We start from the raw sequence: 12,904 nt of genomic DNA on the forward strand, positions 1-12,904 counted from the left end.
GGCCGACTCGCCCATGGACTTCGACCTCGACGCGCTCGCCCCGCGGGCCGGCTACAAGCTCCTCTCCGCGCTCGTCGTCCCGCGCCCCATCGCGTGGGTCACGACGCGCAACGCCGACGGGAGCGTCAACGCGGCGCCGTACAGCTTCTTCAACCTGATGGGCCACGACCCGCACCTCGTGGCGCTCGGCCTGTCGCAGCCCGGCGACCGGCACGCAAAGGACACCGCCGCGAACGTCCGCCGGACCGGCCGCTTCGTGGTCAACGTCGTGAGCGAGGCCGTGGCCGAGGCGATGCACCGCTCGTCCGGCCCGTACCCGCCGGGCGCGAGCGAGGTCGACGCGCTCGCGCTGGACCTCGCCGATCCGCCGGCCGGCGACGTGCCGCGGATCGCCGCGGCGCCGGCCGCTCTCGCCTGCCGCGAGCACACGACGCTCCAAATCGGCCGGTCACGCGTGCTGATCGGCGTGGTCGAGGGGCTCTATCTCCGTGACGACCTGTACGACGCCGAGCGCGGCTATGTCCGCCAGGAGGCCGTGCGCGCCGTGGGGCGGCTCGGCGGCGGCCTCTACTCCCACGTCGACGCGTTCTCGCTCGGCCCGCGCCCGTCGACCGAGGAGGTCGGCGGGAGGTAGCGCGCCTCGCGAACCTCGACCTCGTCGGCGAGCCCGTCGCCCGCGCCGTCGCCGCCGAGCGGAGCCAGCCCCGCGGCCTCCTCGATGGCGCCGACGGCCCGGCCCTCGGCGCGCGCGATCCAGCGGCGGAAGCGGCTCGTCGTCTCGGCCTGGGCCGCCTCGGCGTGATGGTCGAGGTAGTCGAGGAGCGGGTCGAGGTCGAGCGTCTCGGCGTGGACGCCCGCGCCGGCCGCCACGGCGTCGACGGCGTTGCAGCGCTGCTCGTAGTGGCCGGGCGTCGGGACGAGGAGGGCCGGCGTGCCGAGCCACATGGCCTCGGAGACCGTCTCGAACCCGGCCGTGCAGACGACGCCGCGCGCCGCGGCCATGCGCTTGAGGAATTCCGTCCCGCTGAGGCCGTGGAACGTCAGCGACGGGCTGTGGTCGTGCGGCTCGACGGCCGCGAACGTGTGGATCCGGACGCCCGGGTTCCGGTCGCTCCACGCCGCGAGTGCGGGCGCCATCGCCGGCTCCATGAGGTAGACGAGGATCGACCCGTCACCCGGCGCGTCGCCCAGGTCGAACAGCTGTGACCGGAGGAGCGGCGGGACGACGCGGACGCCCGGCCGGTCGGGCGCGTCGTAGAACGAGAGCGCGAGGCGCGTCTCGGCGCCGACGCCGACGAGCGACGTGTACGCCTCCATCGCGACCCGCTGGAGCGGCTGGCCCGGAAGGAGCGGGTAGCCCGGGTGCCCCGAGAAGAACTGGTGGCCGACGGCGACGACGGGCACGTCCGACACGCGGAGCAGCCCGTGAAGGCCCATCAGCCCCTCGTAGAAGTTGACGACGACGTCGGGTTCGAGCCGGTCGAGGACGGTCGTGATCCGGTCGAGGCTCGGGGCGAAGCGCCGCATCCGTGCGACGTTGGCGGCGAACGTGGCGACGGGCCGGATCCGGCCGTCGGCGCCGGACACGAAGCCGGGGCTCTCCACGGTTTCGACGCGCGCCGCCAGCCCCTCGCGGAAAAAGTCCGGCACGTCGCCCCAACGGCTCGTCCCGGCCACCGCCCCGACGACCTGATGGCCGCGACGGCGGAGCATGGCGGCCACGGCGAGCGCCTGCGTGAGGTGGCCGCGCCCCTCGCCCTGCACGGCGAAGAGCACGCGGAGCGGATCCCGTCTCATCGCTCCGCTCCGAGTGTCCCCGCGTCGAGCCCGAGGCGGGCGGCCTCGGTGCTGAGGGCGAGGCGGGGCACGAGCGCGGCGACCGGCTGACGCACGCCGTCGCCTCGTGCCTCGGCGTCCCGCTGGATCGCGCCCGTCCACCGGACGATCTCGAGCCGGCCGTCGTGGTGCTCCACGAGCGCCGTGCAGTTCTCGACCCAGTCGCCGCAGTTGGCGTAGAGCGTCGCGCCCGCCTCGGTCACGACGTCGCGGAGCTCGGGCCGATGGATGTGGCCGCACACGACGCCGTCGACGCCGGCCTCGACGGCTCGCATGGCGACGGCCTCCTCGAACCGGTCGATGTACTGGAGCGCCCGCTTCGTCCGGTCCTTGAGCGCCGCCGCGAGCGACCAGTACGGCTTCCCCATCCGCTCGCGCACGCGGGCCACGACCGTGTTGAGCGCCAGCGACAGCTCGTAGGCCCGCGCGCCGACCCGGCTCAGCCACGGCGCGAGGCGGACGACCCCGTCGAACTCGTCGCCGTGGAGCACGAGGAGCTTCCGCCCGTCGGCCGTCGTGTGGACCCAGTCGCGCTGGACGAGGATGCCCCCGAACGTGAGCCCGACGAACTGGCGCGCCGCGCCGTCGTGGTTGCCGGGCACGTAGACCATCTCGGACCCCTTCCGGACTTCCCGGAGCAGCTTCTGGACCACGTCGTTGTGGACCTGCTGCCACGTCCAGGACCGCGCGAGGGCCCACCCGTCGACCACGTCGCCGACGAGCACCCAGCGCTGGGCCTCGTGGTGGCGGATAAAGTCGAGCACGCGCTCGGCCTGGCAGCCGCGCATGCCGAGGTGGAGGTCGGACAGGAAGATCGTCCGGTACGAGGTCATCGGGCATCCGGGGGGGATGCCTCGAAACCTCCCCCACGGCGTTCGTTTTAGGATGACCGGCGTGCGACCAGACGGTTACGGTACCGTGTCGTCGGAGGCCGGTCCAACGCGAGGGCGGACGGTCCCGCCCGCATCGGCCCTGCCCACCTCGGCAGCGAGGCGGAGCCATCCAGTCGCGCACGGCTTTCCCGCCGTGTCATCCTGAGCGGAGTGGAGGGCGCCAGCTCGGAGCGGAGTCGAAGGATCTCGGGCGAGCACAGCCGCGATGAGGTCGCCCAGGCCCGGTGCACGTCGGAGATCCTTCGACTCCGCCACTGCGCGGCTTCGCTCAGGATGACCCAGTTGAAAGGCCGTGCGCGACTCGACCCTTCCTGCCTCGGCACCGAGGCAGGCGGACTCAGAGGCGCCGGCCCTTCGGCCCCCAATCCAAAAAGCGAGCGCCGGCCCCCTCCCACAGAGGGCCGGCGCTCTAGCTCAGTCGCGGCAGATGACGGGCAGCCGCGGCCGAGATTCGAGGCGTGCCTTAGCGGGCGACGCTCAGCTGGCGGGCGACGGCGCCCGTCTCGCCCTGGAGGCGGAGGACGTAGACGCCCGTCGAGAGCGTCGCGGTCGGGACCGTGGCCGCGGCCGCGCCGGCCGCGAACGCGCCCTCGGCGACCGTGGCGACCCGGCGGCCGAGCACGTCGTAGAGCGCGATCTCGACGCGCTGGGCGCGGTCGAGCGAGAACCGGACCGTCGCGTCGCCGCGCGTCGGGTTCGGCCCGACGGCGAGGGCGAGGCCCGCCTCGGGCGCGTCCTCGTTGGCGACGGCCGGGCCCGAGAGGATGCCGTTCTGGTAGAGCGCCGTCCAGCCGCCGAGCCACGTCGGCGTCGAGGCGTCGCCGGTCCCGCTCGTCGGCGCGAAGGCGCCGCGGTAGTCGACGACCTCGAAGAAGTCGTCGCCGTCGAGGGCGTTGCCCTCGAAGAGGGCGCCGGCAGCGGCCACGCTGCTCCCGAGCGGGCGCGGGTCGAAGCCCATCTCCCGGTCGACGTTGGCGAGCGACGGGTCGGCGATCGTGTTCGAGCCGGCGAGGGCGGCCTCGATGGCCTGCTGGCGGGCCGGCGAGTTGTCCGAGTCGTCGTTGACGAGGTCGGCGAACGTGCTCCCGGCGCCGAACCCGAAGAAGATGTTGTTGGCGATGATGAGGTCGTCGGTCCCCTCGGTGTTCGTGCCGAACCGGTTCTCGGTGTCCTCTCCCGACGAGAGCGCCTCGAGGTCGAGCGCCGAGCCGGGGAAGTCGACGAAGATCGAGTTGTAGATCCGGCCGCCGGTGTTGTCGCGGAGCTGCAGGGCCGCCGAGTTGAGCTCCTCGCCGAGCTGGGTGTCGTCGGCGTCCTCGCCGGCCCCGATGCACGTGATGTTCGAGTAGACCGGGACCGAGTACGGGGTGGCGTCCTCGCCGCCGAGGCTCGAGACGCCGCCGTCGTTCTCGAAGCAGCGCCCGGCGTCGTTGCCCGGGTTGTTGATCGAGAGGCCGAACTGGAACTTGCCCCGGAAGCCGCGGTCGGTGTCGAACGTGTCGTCGCCGTTGAAGGCGCCGACGAGGTACCGGGCCTGAGCCGTCCCGCCGAAGAACTCGAAGGCGTCGTCCGAGTTGGCGAAGACCTCGACGTACTCGATGGTCGTGCCCGAGCCGACGGCGCCGAACGTCATCCCGTTGATCTCGGAGTCGGTCTCGAACCCGAAGCCGGCGTGGCGGACCGAGACGTAGCGGAGCGTGCCCGAGTCGTCCGCGTCGTCACACTGGAACGTCGTGCCGTCGCAGCCGAAGCGCGTGTCGTCGCTGGCCGGGACGCCCTCGACGTTGTTGATGGCCGGGGTCGAGTTGGTCGTGGCCCGGCCCAGGACGATGAGCCCGCCCCACTCGGCGCGGTCGTCGGGCCCGAGGTCGGACGGGTCGTCGACGTTGTCGGCCTCGGCCGTGAAGATGATCGGGGCGTCGGCGCGCCCGTTCGCCTCGATGTTGCCGTCGACCATGACGACGAGGCCGGAGGCGAGGTCTCCGGTGGCGGCGCTCGGGATCGCCCGGCCCTTGATGATGGTGCCGGCCTCGATGGTCAGCGTCGCGCCGGGGCGGACGTAGATGAGGCCGTCGAGGAGGTAGACCTCACTGGCCGACCACTGCGTGTCGGTCGAGATGTCGGACGAGACCGTGACGGTCGGGGCCTGAGCGAACGCGGGCCCCGCGAGGAGCAGGGCGAGCAGGGCCGTAGCGAAGCGATACATGGGGGAGGGGTGGGGGGTGAGAGAGGAGGCGGACGTCGGGCTAGTCGCCCGACGCCGTGCCGGTGCCGATGGGGGAGGCGGACGAACCGGGCGCCGGGATGGACGCCGGCGCGCCGACCCCGAACGAGGGGTTGACCGAGATGCCGAGCGAGAACTGGGTCCCGCGGGCGTAGCGGAGGAACGGGGCGACCTCGGAGGGCCCGCCGAGGTCGAACCCGCTCACGTCGTAGGCCTCGAGATAGTCCGAGCCGAGGACGTTCTTGATCGAGCCCTTGAGCGTGAACGCTCCGAAGACCTGCTGCGAGGCGGTGAGGTCGAGCTGGGGCGCCGGCCGCTCGTAGACGTCCGGGAGCGGGTTGCCGACGCGCGACAGCCGCGGCCCGGCCACGTTGAAGAACACGCCGGCCGAGGTCCCGCGGAGCGGGTCGTCGTAGCTCAGGTTCGCGTTGAGGAGGTAGGGGCTCTGGCCCTGGAGGTCGCGCGTGTCGGGCGCCGAGGGGTCGAGCTCGCGGCGGGCGGCCAACTCGCGGCCCGTGATCGATATGCTCGACTGGGTCAGCGAGAGGTTGGCGCCCAGCGAGAGCCGCTCGCCGAGCACGCCGCCGAGGCCGAACGTCCCGAGCCGCTGGCGGGCCTCGAACTCGGCCCCGAAGACGTCGGCCGCGTCGACGTTGGCGTACGACGTCGCGCCGTTCTCGGGGTCCGTGATGATCCGCTCGATGGGGTTGTCGAGCCGCTTGTAGTAGGCGCTCGCGGCGAGGATGCCGCCGGGCTGGTTGAACCACTCCCAGCGGAGGTCGAGGTTCGTGATGAGCGTCCGCTCGAGGGCCGGGTTGCCCTGGAGCGCGCCGTCGGACGTGAAGTCGTAGGTCGTGACCGGAGCGATCTCGCGGAACGTCGGGCGGGCGAGCGTCCGCGTCGCGGCGGCCCGGAGGTTCATCGCGTCGCTGAGCCCGTAGACGAGGTTGAGCGACGGGAGCACGTCGTTGTAGCTCCGGTCGGTCCCGAGGAAGGCCGTCCCGTCGACGGTCACGACCGAGTCGGCCGGAGTGTCGGCGGTGGCGAGGGCCTGGGAGGCCACGAGGAGCCGGGAGCCCTCGTAGCGGGCGCCCGCGATGAGGCGGAGCCGGCCGAGCCCGACCTCGACCATCCCGTAGCCGGCGGCCACGTCGAACGTCCCGTCGTACTGGTTCTGGTCGCGCGTCGCGTCGATGAGGTAGTGGCCGAACTCGTACTGCGTGACCTCGCCGGCCGAGTTCGTTCGCGTGCCGATCACGCCGACGTTGTCGGGGCCGAGGTAGGTCGCGAGCGCGTCTCCGTCGGTGCCCCCGAGCGCCACGCCGCGGTCGAGCTCGTAGAAGAAGAACCGCTCGCCGTAGGCCCGGTCGGTCCGCTCGACGAGCCCGCCGACCTTGAGCTGCGCGCCGTTGCCGAAGGCCCGGAACGGGAGCGAGAGGTCGAGCGCGCCGCTGCCAAGCGTCTCCTCGAGGTCGCGGAAGTAGCGCTGCGGGCCCGGCGGCGTGCCGACGAGCGCGTACGACGTCGTCTCGTTCCCGTCCTCGTCGACGCTCACGTTCGAGCGGATGGCCGCTTGACGGAGGTCGGGCTGGTCGAGCTGCGTCCGCGAGAGGTTGGCCCGCCAGTCGACCTCGAGGTTGCCGAGGGCCGGGAGCGCGTGCTCGCCGCGGAGCTGGGCCGAGCCGAGCGTCCGCTCGGTGTAGCCCGTGACGATGTCGGTGACCGGCGTGCCGGCGGACAGGACGTTGTCGACGCCGGCGAGCGTCCGCGCCTGGCTCTCCGTGATGTGGCTGAAGAGCGTGTTGAGCGCGACCTCGTTGTAGCTGCCGAGCTGGACGGCGAGGTTGGCGATGCCGCCGACCTGGGCCGACTGCGTGGCCCGCTGGTCCGTCCGGAACTGCGTCGTGTCGACGGCGACCTGGCCGGTCGTGGCGTCGCGGCCCGTGAGGTCGAGGCGCGCGAGCGTCCCGCCGTCGTAGGCGCTGACGCCCTGGTCGGCCGTGAGCCCGACGATGTAGCCGACGGCGTTCCGCCCGACGGGCACGCGGTCGCCGATCGAGAGCGAGACGCTGCCCGTGAAAGGGACCGTCCCCTGCGTCGGGGCCACCATCGGCGTGAGGGCGTTCGAGAGGTCGTCGAGGCGCTGCGAGGCCGCGGCGTCCTGCCGGACGAGCGGGCCGGTGCCCGGGCCGCCCGGGCCGTCGAGCCGCGTCGTCGGGCGGATGAACTGGTCCCGCGGCGTGTCCGCGAGGAGGCCCGGCACGGCGAGGTCGCCGGCGCCGAACCGGAACAGGCTGCTCCCCTGGACCGGGTCGATGACGATCGCGTCGCCCGGGACGGCCTCGGTCGAGAACCCGGTCGAGACCGAGAACGACGACGTGAACGCGTCCGGGAACGACCGCGTCGTGATGTCGACGAGGCCGCCGGAGAAGCTGCCCGGCTTGTCCGGCGTGAAGGTCTTCAGCGTGACGATGTTCTCCAGGAAGCCGGCCGGGAACAGGTCGAACTGGACCGCGCGGCGGTCGGGGTCGGCGGTCGGGAGGACGGCCCCGTTGAGCTGCGTGTTGGCGTAGCGGTCGCCGAGGCCGCGGACGAACACGTACTGCCCGCCCTGGACGCTCGCGCCCGTCACGCGCTCCATGGCGTCGCCGGCGTCGGAGGCCCCGCTCTGCGAGATCGTCTCGGCCGAGATGGCGTCGCTCACCTGCGCGGCCCGCGCCCGGACGCGGAGGAGCCCGACCTCGCTGTTCGTCGCGATGATCTCCTCGGCCTCGACGACGACCTCCTCGAGCAGGGCGTCGGTCGTCAGCGTGACGTTGATCTGGGTCGGCGCCCCGGCCTCGATCTGGACGTTGTTGACGACCTGCGTGGCGTAGCCGACGAACGAGTACCGGACGGTGTACGTCCCGACCGGGAGCCGGTCGATCCGGTAGTTCCCGTCGACCTCGGTGGCGGCGCCGGTGCCCTGCTCGACGACGAGGACGCTGGCGCCGGGCAGGCCGCCGCCGAAGTCGCCGTCGACGACGGTACCGGAGAGGGTCCCGGTCTGCGCGAGCGCGAGGCTGGGGAGGAGGAACGCGACGAGAGCAGCGGCCCGTCGGGCGTGCTCCGAGGCCCGCGACGCGCGGGAGGTCCAGAACGACATGGGGAGGGGGTGTGGGAGTCTCGGCGCGGCCGAGCGAAAGCAGAGAATGGCGGGGGCGGTGGGGAGCCCCTGAGCCCGTCGACCCCCACACTAGCGGGCGCTCGTTACGTCGCGTTTACCCGCCCGTTATCGCAGCATTACGCCCCCCCGAGTTCCATGAAGCGCCGCCGAACTCTCGGGTTCGCACGCCGGTTCGGACCGCCGCTCCACCCCGCCCACTCCCGAACGGAGGTCGCGCGTGGTCGGCGAGCCGGAGCGGACCCTCCCACCTCGGCGCCGAGGCGGGGAGGGCCGTCGCGCGCCGTGTCTCTCGCGTCCTGAGCGGAGCCCGGCCGTGGCAGACGGAGGTCTCGTCGACTCCATCCGCTCGACGCGCACCCGGCGGCCCCACCTTCCGACACGCGATCCTCGGCGCCGCCGTCCCTCCCAGGTCGCTTCGCTCGATGGCAGGGAGTGGCGCGGTGACGAGAGACCAGCCCGCCTCGGTCCGTCCGCGAACGCGCCGAGGCAGCGGAAGGCGAGGCGCCTCGTCCCAGAGCGTCGGCGGTCCGACGTCCCGCTAGGCCGAACCTTTCGGCGGGCGCCGCCGTCCAGTAGATCCCTGTTGCAACGGACGCCTCTGACCCACTCCTCGCTCCGCACGACGGCGACGCTGTTCGCCCTCTGGCTCCTCGTCTTTACGGCGGCCAGCCAGACCATCATCATCACGCCCATCCTTCCGCTCATCGGCGAGGCGCTGGGCGTGGGGACAGGGCCGTTGGGGCTGCTCGTGTCGGTGTACTCGTGGGTCCTGGCCCTGGCCGCCCTCGTGATGGGGCCGATCTCCGACCGAGTCGGGCGGCGACGCGTCCTCCTGATGGGGTCCGGCGCGCTCGTGGTCGCCCTCGCGCTCCACGGGTGGGCCGACACATTCGAGGCCCTCCTCGTCATGCGCGTGCTGGCCGGCGCCGGCGGCGGGATGCTCTCGGGCGCGGCCGTGAGCTACGTCGGCGACGCGTTTCCGTACGAGAAGCGGGGGTGGGCCACGGGTTGGGTCATGAGCGGCGTCCCGTTCGGGCTCGTCATCGGGATCCCGCTGGGGCGTGCGCTGGCGGTCGCGTTCGGATTCCGGATGCCGTTCGTGGCCTTCGCTGGGGTCATGGCCGTCGCGTTCGTCCTCATCCTGACCGTCGTGCCCCAGCCCGACGTCCAGCTCTCGGAGGAGCGGCCGACGGTCCGCGGCGCGCTCCGCCAGTACGCCGAGCTCCTCCGCGGGACGGGCGGGACGGCCGCCGCCGCGGCGACGTACTTCCTGATGTACTTCGGGCTGAGCCTCCTCATCGTCTACCTCCCGCAGTGGCTGACGGCCCGGTTCGCGATGGAGGTCGCGCCGTTCGGCGAGCCGCTCACGGTGTTCGGCCTCCCGCTCGACTTTATCGCGACGCTGTTCCTCGTGGGCGGCCTCGTGAGCGTCGTCGTCGGGCCGCAGGCCGGGACGCTCTCCGACGCCGTCGGGCGGAAGCCCCTGATCCTCACGTCCTGCCTCGGGCTGGCCGTCGTCACGGCCGCGGTGCCCTACGTCGTGACCGAGCGGTGGGCGGCGTACCCGATCTACGTCGCCATCATGGGCCTCTTCGCGCTGCGGATGGCCCCGCTCCAGGCGCTCCTGACGGCGCTCGTGCCGAGCCGCCAGCGCGGGGCGTTCCTCTCGCTCACGATCGCGGTGGGGCAGATCGGGACGGGCGTCGGGGCCGCGGTCGCGGGCGTCCTGTACGCGGAGGTCGGCTACGCGGCGACCACGACGCTCTCGGCCGTCGTGGTCCTGGCGATGGCCGCGCTCGTGTGGAGGTGGCTCCCGGAGCCGACCGAGCAGGCCGTGGACCCCGAGCCGGAGCCCGTCGCGGAACCCGCCGAGGCGGGCGTGGTCGCGGGCGAGACGGGGGCGCCGTAGCCGGGCCTGCGCTACTCGCTCGTGTCGCCGGAGTCGAACGTCGCCAGGAGCGCCGGGAGGGTGTCGGGCGTCGAGAGGACGACGCGGGCGCCGGCGCCCATCAGCGTCCGCCCGTGCTCGAGCACGTCGAGGCCGGGGGGCACCACGCCGACCGCCACGCAGCCGGCCGCGACCGCCGCGCGCATGTCGTCGACGGTGTCGCCGGCGTAGACGGCCTCCTCCGCCTCGACGCCGAGGTCGGCGAGGGCGAGCTCGAGGCCGTAGGGGTCCGGCTTTTCGCGGCCGGCCTGCCGGTCCATCCCCACCACGACCGGGATGTGGCCGTGCCACTCGAACCGTCGGAGCGTCCAGAGGGCGTCGGCCTCGGGGCGGCCGGTCACGAGCGCCAGCTTGTAGCGCTGGACGAGGTCCTCCAACGTCGACGTCTGGATGGCCGGCGGCTCGGTCGCGATGAGCCCGTCGTACTTCGTGCCCTGGTAGATCTGGTTGAACCGGTCCTTGATCGCCTCGAACGGCGCGTCGGCCTCGGCGACGCCGGCCTCACGGACGAACGCCTCGCTCAGCACCCAGTCGTTGTTGAACCCGCCGGCGTCCTTCTTGGCCTGGATCTGCTCGGGCGTGGGGCCCTCGCCAGCGAAGTGGGCCACGGTCTCGGTGATGGCCCGCCGGTACGAGCCGCGGACGTCCACGAGGACGCCGTCCATGTCGAGGAGAACTGCTTTCAAGGGGAAGAGGGCGGGGTGCGAGATGGGGGACGCGGGGAGCTCATGCCTCGATCCCGTAGCCCCCGATCCCTCCTAGCTGTTCATCGTCTCGAGGAACGCCTCGTTGCCGTCCGTCCCGCGCATCTTGTCGAGGAGGAACGTCATGGCGTCGGTCGGGCCCTGGTCGGCGAGGAGCTGCCGGAGGACCCAGATGCGGGCGAGGCGGTCCTGGGGGAGGAGGATCTCCTCGCGGCGCGTGCCCGAAGCGACGAGGTCGATGGCCGGGAACGTCCGGCGGTCGGCGAGGTCGCGCGAGAGGACGAGCTCCATGTTGCCGGTCCCCTTGAACTCCTCGAAGATGACGTCGTCCATGCGCGAGCCCGTGTCGACGAGGGCCGTCGCGATGACCGTCAGCGAGCCGCCTTCCTCGACGGCCCGGGCCGCGCCGAAGAGCCGCTTCGGGCCCCGCAGCGCGCTGGCGTCGAGGCCGCCTGACATCGTCCGGTTGCTGGTCTCGACGGCCGCGTTGTGGGCCCGCGCGAGGCGCGTGATCGAGTCGAGGAGGACCACGACGTCCTGCCCCGCCTCGACGAGCCGCTTGGCCTTCTCGAGCACGAGGTCGGCGATGTGGATCTGGCGCTCGGGCGACTCGTCGAACGTCGAGGCCACGATCTCGGCCGCCGGCACGGTCCGCTCGAAGTCCGTGACCTCCTCGGGCCGCTCGTCGATGAGGAGCACGATGACCGTCGCGTCCGGCTCGTTCCGGACGATCCCCCGCGCGATCTTCTGCAGGAGCACCGTCTTGCCCGACTTCGGCGGGGCCACGATGAGCCCGCGCTGGCCCTTCCCGATCGGCGCGAACAGGTCGATGATGCGCGTCGAGAGCTCGTCGGGCTCGGTCTCGAGCGTGAGCTGCTCGTCGGGGTAGGCCGGCGTAAGGAAGTCGAAGCTGAGCCGCTCGTCGAAGGCCTCCGGCGAGCGCCCGTTGATCGAGTGGACGCGGATGAGGGCGAAGAACCGCTCGCCCTCCTTCGGCGGCCGGACCTGTCCGTCGACCGTGTCGCCGACGCGGAGCGAGAACCGCTTGATCTGGCTCGGGCTGACGTAGATGTCGTCGGGCGAGGGGAGGTAGCTGTACTCGGCCGACCGGAGGAAGCCGTACCCGTCGGGGAGGATCTCGAGAATGCCCGTTTTGCGGATGAGGCCCTCCAGCGTCATCGCGTATGGGTCGAACCCGTGCATGTAGTCCGGCCAGCTCGCCGCGATGGGCTGGCGGACGCGCGGTGCGCGGCGGCGGCGGGCCTCGCGGCGCGGCGTCTCGGCCTCGGACCGTCGCGCGGCGGTCCGGGACCGCATCGCCGGCCGGTCGCTGACGGTAGTACGCTCCTCGTCGTCGTCGTCGCCGTCGTCGGACTCGACGTCGGCCTGGGCGCCGAGGATCTCGTAGATCAGGTCGCGGCGGCGGAGGTCGGCGTAGCCCTCGATCCCGAGTCGCCGCGCGATCTCGTAGAGCTCCGAGACCTTCTTCTGCTCGAGGGCTGCGATGTTCATGGGGGACGGGGCGCGGCCCGCAAAGCGGGCCGAGAGGAGAGGCGAGAGGGGATCGGCGGAGAGGGGCAGGAGGGCCGATCCATTAAGAAAACGAGACCTGGGCGCCGATGGAAGCGAAAATGTCGGCACGGGCTCTAACCCGCCCACTGCGGACGGGTTCGCCCGATCAGCGCTCGACGGCCTCGATCCGCCGCCGGTCGCCGCCGAGGTGAGCGAGGCGGAGCCAGACGGTCCGCGCCGGGAGCCAGCCGCCCGCCCGCTCAGGCCATTCGACGAGGGCGACGGCGTCGCCGTCGAGCAACTCGCCGAGGCCGAGCCGGCCCGCCTCGGCCTCGCTCTCGACCCGGTAGAGGTCGAGGTGGAGGAGCGCGCCGTCGCCGTGCTCCTGGACGAGCGCGAACGTCGGCGAGGTCACGGCGTCGCCGTCGAGGCCGAGCCCGTCGGCGACGCCATGCGCGAGGTGCGTCTTGCCGGCGCCGAGGTCGCCGGAGAGCGCGACGACGTCGCCGGGCTCGAGGCGCTCCGCCAGCCGGCGGCCGAGCGCGCGGGTAGCCTCGGCCGAGTCGGTCTCGGCGGGGAGGAGGTCGGAAAAGTCGGGCGCGTCCATGCGACGCCAACGCC

At 72.7% G+C, this 12,904-nt stretch carries 9 protein-coding genes; 2 read left to right on the forward strand and 7 right to left on the reverse strand.

What is annotated here, in order from left to right:
- Positions 1-13: 13 nt before the first annotated feature.
- The gene (locus tag BSZ37_RS04910) at positions 14-634 is read left to right on the forward strand and encodes a flavin reductase family protein (RefSeq protein ID WP_095509472.1); all 621 of its coding nucleotides are present in this window, start codon (positions 14-16) and stop codon (positions 632-634) included.
- Here BSZ37_RS04910 and BSZ37_RS04915 read toward each other — a convergent pair.
- From BSZ37_RS04915 to BSZ37_RS04930, 4 genes are all read right to left on the reverse strand, one after another.
- Positions 568-1,797, reverse strand: a complete 1,230-nt coding sequence (locus BSZ37_RS04915; protein WP_095509473.1) for a glycosyltransferase family protein — start codon at positions 1,795-1,797, stop codon at positions 568-570. The genes BSZ37_RS04910 and BSZ37_RS04915 overlap by 67 nt on opposite strands.
- Positions 1,794-2,669, reverse strand: a complete 876-nt coding sequence (locus BSZ37_RS04920; protein WP_095509474.1) for a UDP-2,3-diacylglucosamine diphosphatase — start codon at positions 2,667-2,669, stop codon at positions 1,794-1,796. The genes BSZ37_RS04915 and BSZ37_RS04920 overlap by 4 nt, the downstream gene beginning before the upstream one ends.
- Positions 2,670-3,192: 523 nt before the next feature.
- Complete coding sequence (locus BSZ37_RS04925; protein ID WP_095509475.1) at positions 3,193-4,935, reverse strand: T9SS type A sorting domain-containing protein; 1,743 nt, start codon at positions 4,933-4,935, stop codon at positions 3,193-3,195.
- A gap of 40 nt (positions 4,936-4,975) precedes the next feature.
- Positions 4,976-8,098, reverse strand: a complete 3,123-nt coding sequence (locus BSZ37_RS04930; protein WP_095509476.1) for a TonB-dependent receptor — start codon at positions 8,096-8,098, stop codon at positions 4,976-4,978.
- A 604-nt stretch (positions 8,099-8,702) separates the two neighbouring features.
- Between BSZ37_RS04930 and BSZ37_RS04935 the strand changes: the two genes are divergently transcribed.
- Positions 8,703-10,028, forward strand: a complete 1,326-nt coding sequence (locus tag BSZ37_RS04935; protein WP_218830399.1) for an MFS transporter — start codon at positions 8,703-8,705, stop codon at positions 10,026-10,028.
- Between the two features lie 11 nt (positions 10,029-10,039).
- Here the strand turns inward: BSZ37_RS04935 and BSZ37_RS04940 are convergent, their stop codons facing one another.
- The 3 genes from BSZ37_RS04940 to tsaE form a co-directional block, all read right to left on the reverse strand.
- A complete protein-coding gene (locus BSZ37_RS04940) occupies positions 10,040-10,753 on the reverse strand; it encodes a TIGR01548 family HAD-type hydrolase (RefSeq protein ID WP_218830400.1) in 714 nt (237 codons plus the stop codon).
- Positions 10,754-10,825: 72 nt separating this feature from the next.
- Positions 10,826-12,283, reverse strand: coding sequence for a transcription termination factor Rho (rho, locus tag BSZ37_RS04945; protein ID WP_095509478.1), 1,458 nt, complete (start codon positions 12,281-12,283; stop codon positions 10,826-10,828).
- Between the two features lie 166 nt (positions 12,284-12,449).
- A complete protein-coding gene (gene tsaE / locus BSZ37_RS04950) occupies positions 12,450-12,890 on the reverse strand; it encodes a tRNA (adenosine(37)-N6)-threonylcarbamoyltransferase complex ATPase subunit type 1 TsaE (protein ID WP_095509479.1) in 441 nt (146 codons plus the stop codon).
- Between the last annotated feature and the right edge of the window lie 14 nt (positions 12,891-12,904).

Origin of the sequence: Rubrivirga marina (assembly GCF_002283365.1) — a bacterium.
In the GTDB taxonomy this organism is placed as follows: domain Bacteria; phylum Bacteroidota; class Rhodothermia; order Rhodothermales; family Rubricoccaceae; genus Rubrivirga; species Rubrivirga marina.